At 71.2% G+C, this 19,930-nt stretch carries 20 protein-coding genes; 7 read left to right on the top strand and 13 right to left on the bottom strand.

What is annotated here, in order from left to right; genetic code table 11:
* Nucleotides 1–11 precede the first annotated feature (11 nt).
* From murA to purD, 6 genes are all read right to left on the bottom strand, one after another.
* Nucleotides 12–1,301 (bottom strand): UDP-N-acetylglucosamine 1-carboxyvinyltransferase, encoded by a 1,290-nt coding sequence (murA, locus tag ACQEV1_RS51735; protein ID WP_285582053.1) that lies wholly within the window; start codon nucleotides 1,299–1,301, stop codon nucleotides 12–14.
* A 651-nt stretch (nucleotides 1,302–1,952) separates the two neighbouring features.
* The gene (locus ACQEV1_RS51730) at nucleotides 1,953–2,114 is read right to left on the bottom strand and encodes a hypothetical protein (protein WP_285629432.1); all 162 of its coding nucleotides are present in this window, start codon (nucleotides 2,112–2,114) and stop codon (nucleotides 1,953–1,955) included.
* A gap of 27 nt (nucleotides 2,115–2,141) precedes the next feature.
* Complete coding sequence (locus tag ACQEV1_RS51725) at nucleotides 2,142–2,813, bottom strand: anthrax toxin lethal factor-related metalloendopeptidase (protein ID WP_285629433.1); 672 nt, start codon at nucleotides 2,811–2,813, stop codon at nucleotides 2,142–2,144.
* Nucleotides 2,814–2,897: 84 nt separating this feature from the next.
* Entirely contained in the window at nucleotides 2,898–3,707 is an 810-nt protein-coding gene (locus ACQEV1_RS51720) for an MOSC domain-containing protein (protein ID WP_433405610.1), read from the bottom strand.
* Nucleotides 3,704–5,014, bottom strand: coding sequence for an adenylosuccinate lyase (gene purB / locus ACQEV1_RS51715; protein WP_433405606.1), 1,311 nt, complete (start codon nucleotides 5,012–5,014; stop codon nucleotides 3,704–3,706). The genes ACQEV1_RS51720 and purB overlap by 4 nt, the downstream gene beginning before the upstream one ends.
* 102 nt (nucleotides 5,015–5,116) lie before the next feature.
* Nucleotides 5,117–6,352 (bottom strand): phosphoribosylamine--glycine ligase, encoded by a 1,236-nt coding sequence (gene purD / locus ACQEV1_RS51710; RefSeq protein WP_285629436.1) that lies wholly within the window; start codon nucleotides 6,350–6,352, stop codon nucleotides 5,117–5,119.
* A gap of 393 nt (nucleotides 6,353–6,745) precedes the next feature.
* On the opposite strand from purD, the gene corA reads away from it, so the two are divergent.
* Together corA and ACQEV1_RS51700 are read left to right on the top strand one after the other, a co-directional pair.
* Nucleotides 6,746–7,855 (top strand): magnesium/cobalt transporter CorA, encoded by a 1,110-nt coding sequence (gene corA / locus ACQEV1_RS51705; RefSeq protein ID WP_285582061.1) that lies wholly within the window; start codon nucleotides 6,746–6,748, stop codon nucleotides 7,853–7,855.
* 16 nt (nucleotides 7,856–7,871) lie between these two features.
* Nucleotides 7,872–8,579 carry an APH(3') family aminoglycoside O-phosphotransferase gene (locus ACQEV1_RS51700; RefSeq protein ID WP_433405603.1) on the top strand — a complete coding sequence of 236 codons (708 nt, stop codon included), beginning with the start codon at nucleotides 7,872–7,874 and terminating at the stop codon, nucleotides 8,577–8,579.
* 168 nt (nucleotides 8,580–8,747) lie between these two features.
* Here ACQEV1_RS51700 and ACQEV1_RS51695 read toward each other — a convergent pair whose 3' ends face one another.
* Genes ACQEV1_RS51695 through ACQEV1_RS51685 form a run of 3 tightly spaced genes read right to left on the bottom strand, consistent with a single transcriptional unit; the run spans nucleotide 8,748 to nucleotide 10,699 of the window.
* A complete protein-coding gene (locus ACQEV1_RS51695; protein ID WP_433405600.1) occupies nucleotides 8,748–9,335 on the bottom strand; it encodes a hypothetical protein in 588 nt (195 codons plus the stop codon).
* A 4-nt stretch (nucleotides 9,336–9,339) separates the two neighbouring features.
* Complete coding sequence (locus tag ACQEV1_RS51690) at nucleotides 9,340–10,170, bottom strand: glycerophosphodiester phosphodiesterase family protein (RefSeq protein ID WP_433405597.1); 831 nt, start codon at nucleotides 10,168–10,170, stop codon at nucleotides 9,340–9,342.
* Nucleotides 10,171–10,213: 43 nt separating this feature from the next.
* Nucleotides 10,214–10,699: a MarR family winged helix-turn-helix transcriptional regulator gene (locus ACQEV1_RS51685; protein WP_285629440.1), complete on the bottom strand. Its 486-nt coding sequence runs from the start codon at nucleotides 10,697–10,699 to the stop codon at nucleotides 10,214–10,216.
* 90 nt (nucleotides 10,700–10,789) lie between these two features.
* Between ACQEV1_RS51685 and ACQEV1_RS51680 the strand changes: the two genes are divergently transcribed.
* The gene (locus tag ACQEV1_RS51680; RefSeq protein WP_433405594.1) at nucleotides 10,790–12,904 is read left to right on the top strand and encodes an MMPL family transporter; all 2,115 of its coding nucleotides are present in this window, start codon (nucleotides 10,790–10,792) and stop codon (nucleotides 12,902–12,904) included.
* Nucleotides 12,905–12,927: 23 nt separating this feature from the next.
* Here ACQEV1_RS51680 and ACQEV1_RS51675 read toward each other — a convergent pair whose 3' ends face one another.
* The 3 genes from ACQEV1_RS51675 to fbaA form a co-directional block, all read right to left on the bottom strand.
* The gene (locus ACQEV1_RS51675; RefSeq protein ID WP_285629442.1) at nucleotides 12,928–14,211 is read right to left on the bottom strand and encodes an adenylosuccinate synthase; all 1,284 of its coding nucleotides are present in this window, start codon (nucleotides 14,209–14,211) and stop codon (nucleotides 12,928–12,930) included.
* A 106-nt stretch (nucleotides 14,212–14,317) separates the two neighbouring features.
* Nucleotides 14,318–14,731 (bottom strand): DUF3151 domain-containing protein, encoded by a 414-nt coding sequence (locus tag ACQEV1_RS51670; RefSeq protein WP_433405592.1) that lies wholly within the window; start codon nucleotides 14,729–14,731, stop codon nucleotides 14,318–14,320.
* Nucleotides 14,732–14,847: 116 nt separating this feature from the next.
* Entirely contained in the window at nucleotides 14,848–15,870 is a 1,023-nt protein-coding gene (gene fbaA / locus ACQEV1_RS51665) for a class II fructose-bisphosphate aldolase (protein WP_285629444.1), read from the bottom strand.
* A 104-nt stretch (nucleotides 15,871–15,974) separates the two neighbouring features.
* On the opposite strand from fbaA, the gene ACQEV1_RS51660 reads away from it, so the two are divergent.
* Together ACQEV1_RS51660 and ACQEV1_RS51655 are read left to right on the top strand one after the other, a co-directional pair.
* Nucleotides 15,975–16,649, top strand: a complete 675-nt coding sequence (locus ACQEV1_RS51660; RefSeq protein ID WP_285629445.1) for a DedA family protein — start codon at nucleotides 15,975–15,977, stop codon at nucleotides 16,647–16,649.
* Nucleotides 16,650–16,702: 53 nt separating this feature from the next.
* Nucleotides 16,703–17,137 (top strand): hypothetical protein, encoded by a 435-nt coding sequence (locus ACQEV1_RS51655; RefSeq protein ID WP_285629446.1) that lies wholly within the window; start codon nucleotides 16,703–16,705, stop codon nucleotides 17,135–17,137.
* Between the two features lie 24 nt (nucleotides 17,138–17,161).
* On the opposite strand, the gene pyrE is transcribed toward ACQEV1_RS51655, so the two are convergent.
* Complete coding sequence (gene pyrE / locus ACQEV1_RS51650) at nucleotides 17,162–17,698, bottom strand: orotate phosphoribosyltransferase (protein ID WP_285582083.1); 537 nt, start codon at nucleotides 17,696–17,698, stop codon at nucleotides 17,162–17,164.
* Between the two features lie 16 nt (nucleotides 17,699–17,714).
* Here pyrE and ACQEV1_RS51645 point away from each other — a divergent pair, with 16 nt between their 5' ends.
* Together ACQEV1_RS51645 and ACQEV1_RS51640 are read left to right on the top strand one after the other, a co-directional pair.
* Nucleotides 17,715–18,302 carry a hypothetical protein gene (locus tag ACQEV1_RS51645; RefSeq protein ID WP_433405587.1) on the top strand — a complete coding sequence of 196 codons (588 nt, stop codon included), beginning with the start codon at nucleotides 17,715–17,717 and terminating at the stop codon, nucleotides 18,300–18,302.
* 327 nt (nucleotides 18,303–18,629) lie between these two features.
* Entirely contained in the window at nucleotides 18,630–19,817 is a 1,188-nt protein-coding gene (locus tag ACQEV1_RS51640; protein ID WP_433405584.1) for an NYN domain-containing protein, read from the top strand.
* Nucleotides 19,818–19,930 lie beyond the last annotated feature (113 nt).

Genomic DNA, 19,930 nt, shown 5'->3' with positions numbered 1-19,930 from the left:
GTCAGTACGCGTCAGGCGATACGTTCGATCTCCGCGCCGAGCGCAGTGAGCCGCTCCGCGACGTGCGCGTGGCCCCGGTCGATGTAGTAGGCCGACGTGATCGTGGTCTCGCCCTCGGCGGCCAGGCCCGCGAGCACCAGAGCGCTGCCGGTACGCAGGTCGTGCGCGACCACCTCGGCGCCGCGCAGCGGGGTCACTCCGTGAACCTTCGCGCGGTTGCCGTTCACCTCGACGTCGGCGCCCATCCGCACGAGCTCCTCGGCCAGCTTGAAGCGGCCGTCGAAGATCCGCTCGTAGATGTAGCTCTCGCCCTCGGCCTGCGACGACAGCGCCATGATCGGCGACTGCAGGTCGGTGGCGAAGCCGGGGTACTCGTCGGTGATGACGTTGATCGGCCGCAGCGGCCGGTCGCGGCGGACCTGGAGCACCGCGCCCTGGGAGTGGAACTCCACGCCCATCTGCTCCAGCTTGTCGCCCGCCACCCCGAGATGCTCCAGCGACGCGCCGACGAGGCTGATCTCCCCGCCGCTGATGGCCGCGGCCATCACCAGCACGCCCGTGTCGATCCGGTCCGGCATGACCGTGTGCTCGACCGCGGTGAGCCGGTCGACGCCCTCGACGGTGATGAAGCCGGTGCCGCCGCCGGTGATCCGCGCGCCCATGCGCTGCAGCAGCGTGATGACGTCGAGGACCTCGGGCTCCAGCGCGCAGTTCTTGATCAGCGTGGTGCCGTGGGCCAGCGAGGCCGCCATGAGGAGGTTCTCGGTGCCGGTGTGCGACGGCGTGTCGAGGTAGAGCGTGCCGCCCTGCAGGTGGCCCGCCTTGACGTGGATCGAGCCGGTGCCGTCATCGGTGACCTGCTCGGTCACCGTGGCGCCCATGCGCTTGAAGCCGTTGTAGTGGAAGTCCAGGTTGCGGCTGCCGAGATTGCAGCCGCCGACCCCCTCGATGACCGCTTCGCCGAGCCGGTGCAGCAGCGCCGGCACGAACAGGAAGGAGCCGCGGAAGCGGGCGGCGATGTCGGCGGGCAGCACCGGGCTGGTCAGCGTGGAGGCGTCGATCACGAGGGTGCGCTCGGCCTCGTGCAGCTCGGCCTTGGCCCCGATCGCCTGGGCCAGCTCGACGGCTCGCCGTACGTCTTCGATGATCGGGACGTTGCGCAGGACCGTACGGCCCTTCGTCGCCATCAACGACGCCCCGATCATGGGCAGGACGGCGTTCTTCGCGCCCTGCACGAACACGGTGCCGCGCAGCTCGCGGCCGCCTCGTACGCGGTAACGGACCTCGTGGCCCAAGCTCATAGCGCCGATACTCCTTTGATGCGGGGATTGACTTGACCTGCCCGCTCGTCTGTCGTCAGCGGGTCACGAGTGCCCACACACGGTGTGTGCCGCGTGGGGCACAGTATTCCACCGGGTCTGCTGTGGCATGACCGAAACATCCGGTCTTGTTCGCCCACTCGATCTCTTAGAGACCCCCGGCCGGGGATTGGTTCGGACCCGGTGATGACGGTCTCAGGTGTCGCCGGCGGTTCTTCATGTTCTTCGAGTGTCTCATGAGGGCGAACGCCGCGTAGAGGCCCATACGGCGTCACCTGGGCAAATGTTGTCAAACGTGCCCGGGATGCCGTTCTGGCTGCAGGAACGCCGCAGGGCCCTGGCATCCCTGCGGCCGCTGCGATGGCTGACGAACCCGCACAGCGGCGGTCGCGCTCACGCCGCTCCGACGCGAGTGGTGGCGGTCACGTTTCGGCCGCCCGTGGCACGGCCGGAACCGGCGGTCACGGCGCGGTCACAGGTTCTCGGACCGCGGCGTGACCGCCCGCCGTCTGGAACGGCGCGCGACGTAAAGCTCGAGCAAAGGATCATTGGTCATGATCCGCGGAACCACGGTCCGGGTCACCGGTCTGACCTGCGCTGCGCCCACCGGCGACCGGTGATCCATCGCCCGGCTCAGGCCCCGTCCTCCGCCTCGACCCGGCGAAGCCAGGCATCCCACGCCTCGTAGTCGGGGTGGTCCGGACCGATGGTGACCAGAGCGTCACCGATGATCCCGCCGGTCTCGGCGCGCATCGGCACCGTCAGGGTGCCGTCGGGGTTCCGTGTCGCCCGCACGTTCGGCCTCCTCTTCGGTCTCGATGGCTAAAGGCTGTCCTGCAAGGTGGAGAAGTAGCGGTCGAGCGCGATGCTCATGTGCTTCTTGTCGGCGCTGAGGTCGAGCGTGTCCGCGATGCTCAGAGCGCGAGCGTCGTCCGACCAGTGGCGATGGTGCGCCCAGGCCGCGAAGGCATCGGCGAAGGTCTCCTGCCGTCCGGCGACGCCGGGCTGAGCGCGGTAAGGCGACAGCGCTCCGAGCCGGTCGTACAGGTCGGTGAACTCTTTCGAGCCGGACCAGAGGCCGCCGGCGAAGTCGACGGCATGGCCGAACTCATGGAGCGCCGAGAGCCGTGGGCGGTCATGGCCGCTGATGACCAGCCGTCGCGTCTCAGTGTCGAGCAGTCCTGGCACCTGCGCCCACGTCGAGCCTGCCGGCCAGCCGCGCGGGGTCTGTCCACGCAGCTCGGGCATGACGTCGGTGACCGGGCCGTCGACGATGTCGATACCGCCCTCGGGATGGCCCCTGAGGTATTCGGCGACATGGGCGTGGAAGGGGCCGGGGACGTCCTCCAGGTCAATGAGGTGCCGGAGGGTGACCTGTGAGCTTCCGACGACCCTGAGCCGGGCGCCGTAGACGCCGGACAGGAAGGTGCTGGGGACGCCGACCCGGGCGGGCGACGGCGAGTGGAGCGCGCCGAAGTCCGCGGCGCCGGGCACGGCGCGAAAGTACTCCGCGGCTCTCTCGAAGACGGTGCGTTCGACGGAGGAAATCGGCGTCTCCTTCCGAGTCGCGCCGCCGTCTCAGGAGGGCGTGCTCGAGGGCGAGGCCCGTACGGTGTCACCTACACGGATGGTGCCACAGGTGCGCGGGATGCCGTTCTGGCCGAAGAACACCCCGCGGCTGCCGTCCTCGTCGCGCGCCGTGCGGTAGGTCGCGAGCGTGCGCAGCGGTTCGCGGCCGCGCAGGCCCGTCTCCTGGTCCGTGGTGGTGATCACGCAGCGGTCGCAGGCCCGGACGAGCTCGATCTCCACCGGGCCGATCCACAGCCGCCGCACCGAGTCCTCGCCGAAGGGGCCGAGGCCCTCGACGACGATGCTGGGACGGAAGCGGTCCATCGGCAGCGGCTCATCGAGCCGGCCGTTCAGGTCCGCCAGCGACTCGGCCGAGATCACGAGGAGCGGATAGCCGTCGGCGTAGGCGACCGTGCCCCCGCCGCGCGACGTCTCCCGGCGGCCCGCGAACCGTACGAGGCGGCACTCGACGTCGAGGAGGGCCCCGAACCAGTCGGCCGCCTCGTCGCCCTGGTCGACACCCTGGCACGTCGTACGCGGCAGCCGGACCTCGCGGAGCGGCCCGTCGGAGCGTGCCTCGTGGACGAGGGGCGTCACCGCGTTCAGGGCGTCCACGACGAGCTTCTGGCCGTCGTAGGAGGGCCGCAGCCGCGCCATGCGGGGCACCTCGCGCTGGGACAGCCGCGCCCCGTCGGGCCGGATGAGGATGAACTCGCGGTCGTACCGGATGCCCGTCGGGGTCACCTCGGCGGTCGTCAGCCCGGTCCCCCCGCCGCTCTTCAGGGGATAGACGGTGAGCTCCCGGACGACCGCTCTCACGTCAGTGCCGCCAGGCGGTCGAACATCCCCGACAGCCGTTCGACGTAACGCTCTGGGCGGCACACCTCGTCGAGCCGCGCCTCGTCGAGGGTCTGCCCGGCGTCCGTGGCGTGGCGGCGAAGGGTCTCCCGGAACGGCACCCCGGTCTCCCAGGTCTCCATCGCCGCGCGCTGGACCAGCGGGTACGCCTCGTCGTCACGCGACATCCCGGCGTTCACCAGTTCGAGCAGCACCGTGCTCGTGTAGATCAGGCCGCCGGTGGAGTCGAGGTTGGCCCGCATCCGCTCGCGGTCGACGACGAGGCCGGTGACCAGCCGCTGCGTCAGGTTGAGCATGTAGTCGAGCGCGATCGAGGCGTCCGGCAGCGCGATCCGCTCGGTGGAGGAGTGGGAGATGTCCCGCTCGTGCCACAGCGGTATGCCCTCCATCACCGGCGTGACCTGGGCGCGCACGATCCGCGCCATGCCCGCCAGCCGTTCGGACATGATCGGGTTCTTCTTGTGCGGCATGGCGGAGGAACCCTTCTGCCCCCGGCCGAACGGCTCCCACAGCTCGCGCACCTCCGTGCGCTGGCCGTGCCGCACCTCCAGGGCGATCGCCTCGCACACGGTCGCCATGATCGCCAGCGCGGACGCCCACTCGGTGATGCCGTCGCGCATGACCACCTGCGTGGACACGTCCGCGGGCTGCAGCCCGAGCGCCTCCGCGACGTACCGCTCCACCTCCGGGTCGATGTTGGAGTACGTGCCGACCGCGCCGGAGATCGCGCAGACCCCGACGGCCTCGCGGGCCCGCCGCAGCCGGTCGCGCGAGCGCGCCATCGCGAACGCGAAGTCGGCCACCCGGTGCCCCCACACGTCGGGCTCGCCGTGGATGCCGTGCGTACGGCCGACGCGCAGCGTGTCGCGGTGCTCCAGAGCGTGGTCGCGCAGCGCCGCCACCAGCGCGTCCGCCTTGACCAGCAGCAGGTCGGTGGCCTCGGTGAGCTGGAGCGCCAGCGCGGTGTCGAGCAGGTCCGAGGAGGTCATGCCGAAGTGGACGTACGCGGCGGCCTCGCGCGGCACGGTGTTGTCCGCCCAGGCGCTGAGGAACGCGATCACGTCGTGCTGGGTGGTCGCCTCGATCTCGGCGACCCGCTCGGGCGCCGGTGGCGGAGCGGAACGCACCGGCTCGACGGCGTCGGCCGGGACCGTGCCCGCCTTCGCGTGCGCCTCCAGCACAAGGGTTTCCACCTTGCACCACAGCTCGTACTTGTGCGCGTCGCTCCAGACGCGGCCCATCTCCGGGAGGGTGTAGCGCTCGATCACCCTCACAGTCTCCCAGGTCCGGCCCTGGAGCCGGTCGTCGCGGGTCGCCGGACCTCTAGGAGCAGTCGAACCGGTGGTCGTAGGGGAGATCCATCGCCGGACTCAGGCGCGTGCGGCGATGTCGGTGCGGTAGTGGGCACCGCGCAACCGGACGCGGTCGACGGCCGCGTAGGCGCGTGCGCGGGCCGTCGCGACGTCGGGGCCGGTGCCGACCACGTTGAGCACCCGGCCGCCACCGGTGACCGGGAGGCCGCGTTCGAGCTTGGTGCCCGCGTGCAGGACGTACGCGCCCTCGACCTCGGCGGCCTCCTCCAGACCGGCGATCGGGTCGCCCGTGACGGGCTTCTCCGGGTAGTTCTCCGCGGCGATCACGACGGTGACGGCGGCGCCGGGGTGCCACTCGATCGGCGGTGCCGAGTCGAGGCTGCCGACCGCGCAGGCCTCCAGCAGGCCGCCCAGGGGCGTGGCCAGCCGGTCGAGGACGACCTGGGTCTCCGGGTCGCCGAACCGGGCGTTGAACTCGATCACGCGCGGCCCGTCGGTGGTCAGCACGAGTCCCGCGTACAGCACGCCGACGTACGGCGTCTCGCGGCGGCGCAGTTCGTCGACGGTCGGCTGGATGATCCGCTCGACCACGTGGGCGGCCAGGTCCGGCGGCGCCCAGGGCAGCGGAGCGTAGGCGCCCATGCCGCCGGTGTTGGGGCCCTCGTCGCCGTCGAGGGCGCGCTTGAAGTCCTGTGCCGGCAGCAGCGGCACCACGGTGACGCCGTCGGTCAGCGCGAACACCGAGACCTCGGGGCCGTCGAGGTACTCCTCGACGACCACCCGGTCGCAGGAGTCCGCGTGCCGCTCGGCGAGTTCACGGTCGTCGGTGACGACGACGCCCTTGCCCGCGGCGAGGCCGTCGTCCTTGACCACGTACGGCGGCCCGAACTCGTCGAGGGCCTCGCGTACCTGGCCGGAGTCCTCGCAGACGCGTGCGGCCGCGGTCGGGACCCCGGCCTCGGCCATGACCTCCTTGGCGAACGCCTTGGAGCCCTCGATCTTCGCCGCTTCGCGGTCGGGTCCGAAGCACAGCAGCCCCGCCCGGCGTACGGCGTCGGCGACCCCGTGGACCAGCGGAAGCTCGGGTCCGATCACGACCAGCCGGGTGTCGAGCCGCTGCGCGAGCTCGACCACGGCGACCGGGTCGGTCGGATCGAGGACGTGGTTGTCCGCGAGTGCGGCCGTGCCGGGGTTGCCGGGGGCACAGTGCAACGCGGTGACATTGGGATCAAGGGCGAGGGAGCGGATCAGGGCATGCTCGCGTCCGCCCGAGCCGAGAACGAGGACTCGCACCCCCAGAGCCTATCCAGAACCGGATACCCCGCAGTGCCCGATCACCAGGAGGGAAGCGATGGGACGATGAGGTTGTTGTAGCGGGGGTATGCCGGTCGGTCGTTCACCGACGGCGACCGGGGGCCCGACAAAAAGTTCGGGCACCATGTGAACCCGGAGCCCCATACGGGCGTCTTCTTACCCGGTATAGCCTTGAGCTCGGCTCTGGCGCCAACGGACCTAAGGAGGTGGTTGTGATGAGTCCTGGTGATCCTTGCGGAAACGCCGAGATTCCTCCTAGTACCACCCCCTCTACTCGGCGTCCGGCCGCTCGCTGCGCGCGCTCCCCGTTCTAGCTCGGGCTGACGCGCGGACAGGCGCGTGTGCCGGGCCGGGGAAGGACCCCCCATGGCCATGACAAAGGTTCGTCCGACCCGCGCTACCCGCGTTCTCCTCAAGCCACTGGCCCGCCCCGGGCGCGGTGCCCCTCGCGTCGCCGCCCGCCGGAGCTCGGCCGTCATCGACTGGGCCGCCTACATCGACGGCAAGCGCGTCGACACCCCCGACGTCGCGGACGCCGTGCAGCTCGTACGCGCCCCGCAGTCCTCCGAATACGCCACCAACCTGCACACCGACGCGGAGAGCCGCTTCGTGTGGGTCGGCCTGCACGAGCCGGACGCGTCCGAGCTCGAGCGGCTGGCCGAGGTGTTCGGCCTGCACCCGCTCGCCGTCGAGGACGCCATCCACGCCCACCAGCGCCCCAAGTTCGAGCGCTACGACGACGTGCAGTTCTTCGTGATGAAGACGGTCGGCTACGTCGAGCGCGGCGACGCCGACGTCGTGCAGACCGGCGAGATCGCCATCTTCTGCGGCCCCGACTTCGTCGTCACCGTGCGCCACGGCGACCACGGCGCCCTCGGCCCGGTGCGCATGCGGCTGGAGGAGAGCCCCGAGCGGCTCGCCCTGGGCCCGGCCGCCGTCCTGCACGCCATCGCCGACCGGGTGGTGGACGAGTACATCTCCGTCGCCGCGGCCGTGCAGGAGGACATCGACGACGTCGAGGAGTGCGTCTTCTCCGCCGACGCCACCAACCAGGCCGAGCGGATCTACCGCCTCAAGCGCGAGGTCATCCACCTCAAGCGCGCCGTCGGCCCGCTGGCCGGCCCGATGCGCAACCTGGCGAGCCGCCGGTTCGTGCCCGCGGAGATCCGGGAGTACTTCCGCGACGTCGACGACCACCTTTCCCGCGTACGGGAACAGGTCGAGTCGTGCGACGAGCTGCTCACCCCGATCCTGCAGGCGCACCTCACCCAGGTGACCGTCACCGACAACCACGACATGCGCAAGATCTCCGCATGGGCGGCGATCCTCGCGCTGCCGACCGCGATCACCGGCATCTACGGGATGAACTTCTCCCACATGCCGGAGCTGCACTGGAAGTACGGCTACGCGCTGGTGCTCGGCATCATCGCGGCCTCCTGTTTCACGCTCTACCGCCGCTTCCGCCGCACCGGCTGGCTCTGACCGGCCTGCCGGGCCCGTGTGGGAGAGGGTCTCGATCGGCCGGGGCGGGGCGCGGGTCAGCCGCCACGGCGGGGTCTATCGCAAGGAGTCCGACGACCCGCGGATCGATCTCGTGGCGGAGGGCGAGCGCCTGGCGTGGCTGCGGCGGCAGGGCGTTCCCGCCGCCGAAGTGCTCGACTGCCGGCCCGGGCTGCTGGTCACCGCCGAGGTGCCCGGCCGGTCGGCGGCCGAGCCGTGGCCTGTGGCGGATCGCCCGCGCGTCGTCGACGCGCTCGCCGACCTTACGCGGGCCCTGCACACCCTGCCGGTCGCGGACTGCCCGTTCGACCGGCGGCTCGCGGTGACCGTCCCGCGGGCGCTGGCGGCCGAGGTCGACCTGGCCGGCCTGGACGACGAACGCCGCGGCCGGACCCGCGAGGAACTGGTCGCCGAGCTCCTCGCCACCCGGCCCCGCGAGGAGGACCAGGCGGTCTGCCACGGCGACCTGTGCGTGCCGAACGTGCTGTTCGACCCTGGAACGTGCGAGGTGACCGGCGTGATCGACACCGACCGCCTCGGCGTCGCGGACCGCTGGACCGACCTGGCGATCGTCACGCGTTCGCTGACCGCCCGCTACAACGCGCAGTACGGCCCATGGGCGGCCGAGCGCTTCCTCGACCGCTACGGCATCGCGCCGGACCCCCAGAAGATCGCCTTCTACCGGCTGCTGGACGAGTTCGGCTGACGCTCCTCCCGGCGCGGCATCGTACGGAGGCGGTCAGGGTGGCCCGTGACGACGGCGTCGCCGCCGGACGCGGCGTACCGGGCGCTCTCCGCCGGATCGTTCACCGTCCACACTGACCGCGGCCGGCAGCCGCGAGCGGTCGCATCCGCCGTACCGGCCGGCCGTGGGTCAGGAGACCCAATCGTTGATCGCCGTGACGGCGGCGGCCGGGTCGGCGGCGCGCATGTGGATCCGCCGGTGGCGGTCGCCCGGCTCCGGGAACCGCGGCGGCCTCTCGTGCCTGCGGGGTACGAGCCAGATCCAGGTGCCGCCCCGGCGGCGCCTGGCCGATGTGAAGATGTGCTCCTCGGTCAGGAGGATCGCCACGTTCAGCGGCTCGCGGTACGGCGACAGCTCGGCGGTGTCGTACCCGGCCTGAGCGCTCCCGTCCAGGCGTTCGGCCCCGGCGATGATCTCGCGTCGGATCCGGGCCGCCCCGCGGAGCAGGGCCGCGTCGTGGACGACCAGTGCCTCCGGGCCGAGGGCGAGGCGGGGGCGGCTCACCAGCGCGCGTACCGTCTGCGCCTGCGCCGGCACGGTGACGGCGGACGCCGCGCCACCGAGCACCGCGACGGTGAGTTCCAGCGGCCCCCCTTCTCCCGCGACGGCGTCCAGGACGAAGGCCACGGCCGCCAGGGGCAACCCGAGGCCCCACGGCACAAGGGCGACGACGGCGAACGCGCCACGCCATCGCGACCGCAGGACACGGATGACCACGGTCTCACCCTCGGCGGCCGACCACGTCGCGGAGGCGATCCGGGTAGTCCGTGACGATGGCGTCGGCGCCGAACGCGACGTACCGCGCCATCTCGACCGGGTCGTTCACCGTCCACACGACCACGGCCAGCCCGCGGTCGTGCGCGGCGGCGACCAGCTCCGGAGTGACCATGACCCGCTTGGGCGAGATCATCGTGGCGCCCGCGGCCGCCGCGGCGGCGACCAGGCCGCCGGCCGGGTCGTGCCCGGCCATCCACGACGCTTCGAGTGTGTCCGGCTCGACCAGCGCGATCCGCTCGCCGCTGGGCAGCAGCCCGCGGGCGACGCCGAGGACCCGCCAGTCGAACGCCAGAAGCCGCGAACGCTCGGTGAGCCCGTAGGAGTCGAGGACCTTCACGGCGGCGGTGGTGATCGTCTCGACCTCGGGCCAGGACGGGTCGGTCTTGATCTCGACGGCGAGCCGTACGTCGTGCGGGGCGAAGAGCTCGCAGGCCTCGGCCAGCGTGGGCACCCGGGCCCCGGGCAGCGGAGTCTGCGTCTCGGCGAACCGCGGATGCGGGACACCCGCGTCGACGGTCTTGACCTGCGCGAGCGTGAGCTCGCGTATCGGCCGGCCGACATAGGGGTACATCGGGTCCCCCGGCCGGCACGGCTCACGGTCGCGTACGGTGTCGCCGCGCAGCGCCTGGTCGTGGTGCAGCACCGGCACGCCGTCGGCGGTCAGGCCGACGTCCAGCTCCACCACGTCGACGCCGAGCTCCAGCGTCCGCGCGAACCCCGGCAGGGTGTTCTCCGGCCACAGCCCCCGCGCACCACGATGCCCCTGGATCTCCACGCCGATCAGCGTAGGGGGTGCCGGGCGATCGGGAAACGTGCGCTCAGGTGGTGGGACGCGTGGCGGCCAGCGACCGGTGGTGCTCGCCCAGGGCGGCGTTCATCTTCGCCAGGTAGCGGGCGACGGTGTCCAGCTCTTCGGCGGAGAAGTGGGACCGGACCTCGGCGGCCCGCTCGCCGAGCGGGAGGAAGAAGTCCCGCGCGAGCGCCATGCCCTCGGGGGTGTAGTGCAGGTGGACCAGGCGCCGGTCGGCCGACTCGCGGCTGCGGCGCAGGTGGCCGGTGCGTTCGAGGCGGTCGATCGCGGCGGAGACGGCTCCGGTCGTCATCGAGAGCGCGCGGGCGAGACCGGCGGGGGTGATGGGCGCGCCGCGGCGTTCGGCGTCCATGACGATCCCGAGCGCCTGGAAGTCGGTGCGGTGCATGCCGTGGCGCTCGCAGAAGGCCCGGCCGATCCGGTCCGCTTCGACCGAGTAGCGGCGCAGCAGAACGTCCAGGTCATCGCGGGAGGGTGAATCGGTGGGTGGCACGGACGCTCCGGGATCGGTTCGACGTTCCCCTCAAGAATAAGATAGCTTCACGGTGAAGTTACTTTATTGTCGAGTGATCCGGCGGGAAGCATGGGAGAACGACTGGCCTCGTTCGTCTCCGGGCGTCGCACCGCGTGGGTGGTCCTGATCGTCACGATGGCGCTCGGCGGGTTGATGATCGCGTTCGGTGGATCGCCCAAGGTCTCCGACGACCCGTCCGCGGGACTGTCGGCCTCGGCCGAGTCCAGCCGCGCGGCGCGGCTCCAGCGGGAGCTGCCCTCGGGCAAGGTCACGGCCGCGGTGATCGTCTACGCCCGCGCGTCCGGCCGGCTGACCGGCGCGGATCTCACGGTGATCTCCGCGCAGCGCGCCGGGATCGCGAGGGCGGCGCGGGGCGGCACGGTGGTGACGCCGGCGCGAAAGTCCGATGATGGCCGGGCCGCGACCGTGGCCGTGCCACTGCCCCGCGACACCGCCTCGACCGAGCTCGCCGCGACGGTCGGCCGCGTACGGGCGGCCGCGCGCGCCGGCCTGCCGCCCGGTGTCACCGCCCAGGTCACCGGGCCGGCGGGCATCACCGCCGATCTGGCGGGAGTCTTCGACGGCGCCAACCTCACGCTGCTCCTCACGACGGTCGCCGTGGTGGCGCTGCTGCTGATCATCACCTACCGCAGCCCGTGGCTCTGGCTGGTGCCGCTCCTCACCGTCGGCGTCGCCGATCAGGTGACCTCCGCCCTGGTGGCCGTGCTCAGCCGGCACAGCGGGCTGAACGTCTCCAACGCGACGGTCGGCATCGTCGAGGTTCTCGTCTTCGGCGCCGGCACCGACTACGCCCTGCTGCTCATCGCCCGCTACCGCGAGGAGCTCCGCCGCGACGCCGACCGGCACGACGCGATGCGGCGTGCGGTCCGGCGGGCGGGGCCCAGCATCATCGCCAGCGGCGTCACCGTCGCCCTGAGCCTCGCCTGCCTCCTCCTGGCGACGCTGCCCAGCAACACCGGCATCGGCGTCGCCAGTGCGATCGGCGTGCTCTGCGCCCTGTTCTTCGGCCTGTCGGCGCTACCCGCCGCGCTCGTCATCTGCGGACGCGGGCTGTTCTGGCCGCTCGTGCCCCGCGCCGACGGTCGCGACGACCACCTCACCGGCCGTACCGGCGGCGTGTGGGCACGGCTCGGCCGGGGCGTCGCCCGCCGCCCGCGCGTCGTCGCGGCCGCGTCGATCGTCCTGCTCGCCGCGCTGGCCGCCGGCCTGTCCGGCGCCCACCTCGGCCTCTCCCAGGCCGACCGGTTCCGTACGAAGGCCGAGTCGATCGACGGGCTGGCCACCCTGTCGGCGCACTTCCCCGCCGGCGAGGCCGACCCGGTCAGCGTGATCACCGTGCCGGCCCAGGCGGAGCGCGTGCTGGCGGTCGTGCGCCGGAGCCCCGGCGTCGCGGACGGCACGATCGCCGAGAAGGGCGCGCGCGACGTCCGGATCACCGCCGTGCTGCGCGCCCAGCCCGACACCGACGCGAGCTACACGGCGGTCCGCGTCCTCCGCGACCGGGTGCACGCGATACCCGGAGCCGAGGCGGTCGTCGGGGGCACGGTCGCCACCGATCTGGACACCAGGGACGCCGCCGCCCGCGACCAGAAGGTCATCATCCCGCTCGTCCTCGCCGTCGTGCTGATCATTCTCGTGGGCCTGCTGCGGGCCCTCGTCGGGCCGGTGCTGCTGGTGCTCACCGTCGTGGCGAGCTTCGCCGCCGCGATCGGCGGTGCGGACTTCGCCTTCACCCACTGGCTGGGGTACCCGGCGCTGGACACCTCCGTGCCGCTGCTCGCCTTCCTGTTCCTGGTGGCGCTCGGCGTGGACTACAACATCTTCCTCGTCAGCCGGGCCCGCGAGGAGGCCACTCGGCAGGGCACCAGAGCGGGCGTGCTGACCGCGCTGGCGGTCACCGGCGGGGTGATCACCAGCGCGGGCGTCCTGCTCGCCGCGGTCTTCGCCGTCCTCGGCGTGCTGCCCCTGATCACCCTGACCGAGATCGGGATCATCGTCGGGTTCGGCGTGCTGCTGGACACACTGCTGGTCCGCACCGTGCTGGTGCCCGCGCTGGTGACCATCCTCGGCCGCGGTTTCTGGTGGCCCGGCCGTCTCTCCCGTACCGACGGCACGGGAGAGGCCGGCGAGGCGCAGCGGGCGCGGACCTCCCCGGTCGGCTGAGCGAGTGCCGGCCGGGGCCGCCGTCAGAGGAGCGAGCGGACCTGAATGGTCTGGTCGCGGCCGGGACCGACGCCGATGGCCGAGATCTGCGCGCCCGCCATCTCCTCCAGCGCGCGGACGTAGTCGCGCGCCTTCTCCGGCAGGTCGTCGAAGACCTTCGCGCTGGAGATGTCCTCCTGCCAGCCGTCCAGGTGTTCGTAGATCGGCTTCGCGTGGTGGAAGCCCGTCTGCGTCATCGGCAGCTCGTCACAGCGCTCGCCGTCGATGTCGTACGCCACGCAGACCGGGACCTTCTCCAGGCCGGACAGGACGTCCAGCTTGGTCAGGAAGTAGTCGGTGACGCCGTTGACGCGGGTCGCGTACCGGGCGATCACCGCGTCGAACCAGCCGCAGCGCCGGTTGCGGCCGGTCGTGACGCCGTACTCCCCGCCGGTCTTGCGCAGCCAGTCGCCGGTCTCGTCCAGCAGCTCGGTCGGGAACGGGCCCGAGCCGACGCGGGTCGTGTAGGCCTTCAGGATGCCGATCACCTTGCCGATGCGCGTCGGGCCGACGCCCGAGCCCGCGCACGCGCCGCCCGAGGTCGGGCTGGAGGAGGTGACGAACGGGTACGTGCCGTGGTCGACGTCGAGGAGCGTGCCCTGCGCGCCCTCCAGCAGTACGACCTTGTCGTCGTCCAGCGCGCGGTTGATCACCAGCGAGGTGTCGGCGATGTGCGGTGCCAGCCGCTCGCCGTAGGCGACGAACTCCTGCACGATCGCGTCGATCTCGATCGCCCGCCGGTTGTAGACCTTGGCGAGGATCTGGTTCTTGTCGCGCAGCGCGAGCTCGAGCTTCTGCCGCAGGATGCCCGGGTCGAGCAGGTCCTGCACCCGGATGCCCATCCGCGCGATCTTGTCGCCGTACGCCGGGCCGATGCCGCGGCCCGTGGTGCCGATCTGAGCCTTGCCCAGGTAACGCTCGGTGACCTTATCGAGGGCCTTGTGATGGGGCATGATCAGATGCGCGTTGGCGGAGATCAACAGGCGGTCGCACGAGATGCCGCGCCCCTCCAGTACGTCGATCTCCTCCAACAGCACACCCGGGTCGATCACCACGCCGTTGCCGATGACCGGTATGACGTCGGGGGAGAGCACCCCCGACGGCAGCAGGTGCAGCGCGTACGACTGGTCGCCGATGACGACCGTGTGTCCCGCGTTGTTCCCGCCCTGGTATCGCACGACATAGTCGACGTCGCCGCCGAGGATGTCGGTGGCCTTGCCCTTGCCTTCGTCACCCCACTGGGCGCCGACGAGCACGATGGCCGGCATCGGAATACTCCCTGACATCGACGAAGCCCCTGCGCAAGCAGCGACAGGGGCTCTTGCGATCAGAGCGTACCCGCCGGATGGCCACCAAGAAAACGGGAGAAGCCGGTCAGGTGGCGAGAACCTCGACGGCGGCGGAGCTACTGTCCCGCAGGAACGTCCGGCAGCGGTCGGCCTCTTCCTCCTCACCGATCGCGGCGGCCGCGCGCCCGAGGGCGTGCAGGGACCGCAGGAACCCGCGGTTGGGCTCGTGCTGCCACGGAATCGGGCCGTGGCCCCTCCACCCGGCACGGCGCAGCTGGTCCAGCCCCCGGTGGTAACCGGTGCGGGCGTACGCGTAGGACTCGATGACGTCGCCGTTGCCGAACGCGCGGTCGGCGAGTTCGGCCCACGCCGCCGGGTTGTCGGGGAATCTGGCGGCCACTTCGAACGGGTCCACGCCGGCCTCGAGAGCCTGGCGGGCCTCCGGGTTGTCCGGAAGCTCGGTCGCGGGCGGCCCTCCGAGGAGGTTCTGTTGCTCCATGTGCACATCCTGCCCAATCCGCGGCAGATCTCCTATCCCGCTGATCGGGATTCTTCGGCGGGCAGGCTCCAGGTGGGCGGCGCCGGACGCGGCCGCCCACCGTCGAAACCGTCGTGTCAGCCGAGCTTCTTGCCCGAGGACAGGAGGTTCTCGCAGGCGTGGCTGATGCGCTCGGCCATGCCCTGCTCCGCCGCCTTGCCCCACGACCGCGGGTCGTAGGTCTTCTTGTTGCCCACGTCACCGTCGATCTTGAGCACGCCGTCGTAGTTCTTGAACATGTGGTCCGCGACCGGCCGCGTGAAGGCGTACTGGGTGTCGGTGTCGATGTTCATCTTCACGACGCCGTACGAGACCGCCTCGCGGATCTCCTCCAGCGTGGACCCGGAACCGCCGTGGAAGACCAGGTAGAACGGCTTCTCCTGGCCGTGCTTGGCGGCCACCGCGTCCTGGATCTCCTTCAGCACCTCGGGCCGCAGCTTGACGTGGCCCGGCTTGTAGACGCCGTGGACGTTGCCGAAGGTCGCGGCGAGGAGGTAGCGCCCACGCTCGCCGAGGCCGAGCGCCTCGACGGTCGCCATGGCGTCCTCGACCGTGCTGTACAGCTTCTCGTTGATCTCTCCGACGACGCCGTCCTCCTCGCCGCCGACGACGCCGATCTCCACCTCGAGGACGATGTTGGCCTTGCGCGCCTCTTCGAGCAGCTCGGCCGCGATGGAGAGGTTCTCCTCCAGCGGCACCGCCGAGCCGTCCCACATGTGCGACTGGAACAGCGGGTTCTGCCCGGCCGCCACCCGCTCCTGCGAGATCTTCAGCAACGGCCGTACGAAGCCGTCGAGCTTGTTCTTCGGGCAGTGGTCGGTGTGCAGTGCGATGTTGACCGGGTACTTGTCGGCGACGACGTGCGCGTACTCGGCCAGCGCCGTGGCACCGGTGACCATGTCCTTGACCGTGCTGCCGGAGAGGTACTCCGCGCCGCCCGTCGACACTTGGACGATGCCGTCACTCTCGGCCTCGGCGAAGCCGCGCAGCGCGGCGTTGAGCGTCTGGCTCGACGTGACGTTGATCGCGGGGTAGGCGAAGCCCTCACGTTTTGCCCGGTCGAGCATCTCCGCGTAGACCTCAGGGGTCGCGATGGGCATGACTTTTCCTTCCTTAGGGCTGTGGCTCCCGGCGGGCTCGCTTCCAGTATCCCGAAATCGTTGCCGTGCCGAGACCAGGCCACACCTACCGGTACGCTCGGCGCGTGGCTCTCGCCGTGAACGTCATGGATCCCAAGTCCCTCATCGAGGCCTTCGGGCTCATCGGAGTCCTCGTCATCATCTTCGCCGAGACGGGGTTGCTCGTCGGGTTCTTCCTGCCCGGCGACACGCTGCTCGTCACCGCCGGAATCTACACCGCGGCGGGCACCACGCTCGCGCACCCGCTGCCGCTTCCGGTGCTGATGATCGGCGCGCCTGTGGCCGCCATCGCCGGTGCGCAGGTCGGGCACTTCCTCGGCGCCAGATACGGGCGGAAACTCTTCGAACGCCCGAAGTCTCGAATCTTCCGCCAGGAGCACGTCGACAAGGCGGAGCACTACTTCAACAAGTTCGGCCCCGCCAAGGCGGTCGTGCTGGCGCGGTTCGTCCCCGTCGTGCGCACGTTCCTCAACCCGCTCGCCGGCATGCTCGAGATGTCGGCGATCAGATTTTTTGTGTGGAATGTCGTCGGTGCGGTGCTCTGGACCGAAGCGATCATCTTGCTCGGCCGTTTCCTCGGCGACCGGGTCAAGGGAATCGACAAGTATGTGCTGCCAGTGGTGGCAGTGGCGGTCCTGCTGTCGGTGGTGCCGGTGTTGCGTGAGGTGTTCCGCGGCCGCCGTCAGGATTCGTACAAGTCACCCAAGACGCAACAACCAACTGGCCGTCACCGTCGCTGACGGGGCCCGGTCACCGCTAATCTCCCCCTGTGGGACGTCACCGGTCGGACCCAATGGGCCTCGCGCGCATCGCCATCGCGGTGCTCGCCGTCGTGCTGGCCTGCGGCCTGCTCGTCATCGGCGGCATGGCGCTGTGGGGAGCGCTCACCGGCAAGGACGAGAAGAAGTCGAACGCCGCGCCGTCGCAGGCCGGCAGCGCGGCGGCGTCCAGCACGGAGGCCAAGCCGAGCGCGTCCTCCGGCCAGGTGGGCAACAGGATCACCGTCCGCTGTCTGGCGGCGCAGTGCCCGGTGTTCGTCTCGGGTCCCGCCAACGATGTCCAGTTCAACGGCAACCTGCGCCAGAACGAGACCCGCATCTTCGAAGACACCCGGCTGACCGTCGCGGTCCAGGACGCCGGCGGCGTCACCGTGACGATCAACGGGCACGTCCAGCCGCAGGGACGCCACGGCGAGGCCAAGACGTACGAGGCGCCCACCGGGCAGTGAGCCCGGTGTTCCGATCGCGCGCGCTCAGTCCAGCCCGAGGTCGGCGAGCGTGAACACCGACCGGTACTCCAGTCCCGTCTCCGCGATGCGCTCCCGCGCTCCCCGCTCCACGATGGTGGCGACGCCGGCGATCTCCGCGCCGGCCTCCCGCAGCGCCTCCACGGCGGTCAGCACCGAGTTGCCGGTCGTCGAGGTGTCCTCCACGGCGAGCACCCGCCGCCCCGCGACGTCGGGGCCCTCCACGCGCCGCTGCAGCCCGTGCGCCTTGCCCTCCTTGCGTACGACGAAGGCGTCCAGCGTCCGCCCGCGCGCGGCCGCCGCGTGCAGCATCGCGGTGGCGACCGGATCGGCGCCGAGCGTCAGCCCGCCGACCGCGTCGTACCCGAGGTCCTCGGTGAGGTCGAGCATGGCCCGGCCGACGAGCGGCGCGGCCCGTCCGTCGAGCGTCACCCGTCGCAGGTCGACGTAGAAATCGGCCTCCCGGCCGGACGACAGGACCACCCTGCCGTGCACGACCGCCTTGCTCTTGATCTCCGCGAGGAGATCGTCCCGGTCCGTCATGCCTGAAACTTTAGTCATGACACCGGGCACGCTCGTCCTCCTGCACAGTCCGTTGACCACCGCGTCGGCGTGGGGCTCACTGCCCGCGGCGCTCGGCGCGTACGACGTGGTGGTCCCGGAGGTCACCGACGACGACCGGCCGCCGTACGCCGGCCGTTACGTCGCGCGCGCCGCGCTGGAGATCACCGCCGCCGGCGCCAGGCCGCCGCTGGTGCTCGTCGCGCACGGCGACGCGGGGCCGCTCCTGCCGCCCATCGGGGCGGCGCAGCGGGCGGCGCACCGGCTCGTGGGCGGCTACGTCTTCCTCGACGCCCGGCTGCCCGGCCCGGGGACGAGCCGCCCGTACCGGGAGGAAGAGGTGCCGGTCGGCGTGACGGTGCGTCAGCGCGGTGGCGACTTCCTCGGCGAGGAGCCGCCGATGGCTCAGGACTGGCCGGACGCGCCGTGCGGATACCTGGCCACCTCGGACCGTTACCAAGATCAAGTACGGCAGGCGCGGATGCGCGGCTGGGAGGTCCGCGAAAGCCTGTTTTCGCACTTCTCGGCGGTGATCGATCCCGGTGCCACGGCGGAGGCTCTCACCGCCCTCATCTCCGCTCTCTGAGATGTTCCCACCGCTTCAGAATCGGGTGATACCGTCGCCGAACGGACGTACTGACTGTCGAGCTTCGGAAGTCACGCAGTGTTGTCAGGCGACTCGTCCTACAGTGGCGAGCGACCGAGTCAACGTGACACGCCGGAGTGGTCTGGCCAACTGAATGAAAGTAAGCCGCATTCGCCCCATAGTCCTCAGGAGACTCCAATTACTGGATCGGCATACGGCGGCCGCGGACTTCACTACGCTTTGGTTGCCCAAGGTCGCTCGCCGGCTCGAAAGTTCACCCGTAAGCCATCGATATAGGGTCTCGTGCCGAGGAAGGGGCGGTGTCGCGTGGATCGCTGCGCGCTGTTCGTTGATGCCAGCTATCTCCTGGCGGACGGCGCGATGGCGGTGCACGGAACCCGCCGTCGCGAGTCCGTCTCGTGGGACTACGCCGGCCTTCTCCAGCTGCTCGGCAATCTGGCGCGCGAGCGGACCGGCCTGCCGCTGCTGCGCTGCTACTGGTACGAGGCGACGGTCGAGGGCCGCCGGTCGCCCGAGCACGACGCCCTCGCCGACCTGCCCGGCATCAAGCTCCGCCTCTCGCGCATCCGCCCGGGCCGCCGCGAGGGCGTCGACACCGAGATCCACCGCGACCTGATGACCCTCGCCCGCAACGGCGGGGTCGCCGACGCCGTCGTCGTCAGCGGCGACGAGGACATCGCCCAGGTCATCGCCGACGCCCAGGACCACGGCGTCCGCGTGAGCGTGCTGCACGTCGCGGTGGACGGCAACTGGACGATCTCCCGCGTGCTCCGTCACGAGTGCGACGACCTCATCGAGATCGGCGCCGGCCACCTGCGGCCGTACGTCAACCTGCTGGCGGGTGTGAACACCTCCTCGCCGCCGCTGTCCAACGGGCACGGGACCAGCACCACCGGCGGCGCGCTGACCCCGTTGCAGCCCTCGGTGTCGAGCCCGCCGCCGAGCACGCCGATCACTCCGCCGCAGCTCGGCGGCTCCTCCACGTCGTCCACGTCGGGTCTGGGCTCGTCGCCGACCGCCGGCCCGGTGATCCCGGTGCCGCCCCTGCGCTCGACGCCCACGCACTCCGCGCCGACGCCGCCGATCATCCCGCCCAAGCCCACGAGCCCGCCGTCGTCGAGTACGCCGTCGTCGGGAGGCTCGTCGTCGAACGGCAACAACAGCGGCCCGCAGTACGTCCAGCAGCCCGTCGGCCCCTACACCGGCCCGCAGCAGATCCCGCCGCCGCAACCGCAGCAGTCCACGCCGACGCTCTCCGACGCGGTCAAGGCCGCCCACCAGGAGGGTCAAGACTTCGGCGAGTCGGTCGCGCGCGACGCGCCGGCTCTGTGGCTCGAGGCCGTGCTCGCCCGCAAGCCGCGAATGCCGTCAGACCTTGAGGCCCGGCTGCTTCAGGGGTCCTCGCTGCCGATCGACTTCCTGCTGCACGACGAGGTGCGACACGCCCTTCGCCGTGGGTTCTGGGATGCGCTCGAACGCTCACGCCGCGTATAGCCTTCTCGCGGCGGGGGCCGTCCCGTCCGGCGAACCCTTGTGACGTGTCGCAGGGATGATACGAAATGACCAGATTCGCAGGAGGTCCGCCGGGTAGCGTCTAGAAGGTGACG

Origin of the sequence: Actinoallomurus sp. CA-142502 (assembly GCF_050936355.1) — a bacterium.
GTDB classification, from domain to species: Bacteria; Actinomycetota; Actinomycetes; order Streptosporangiales; family Streptosporangiaceae; genus Actinoallomurus; species Actinoallomurus iriomotensis.
The sequence above is the reverse complement of the archived record's forward strand: the minus strand, read 5'-3'. Positions and strand labels throughout refer to the sequence as shown.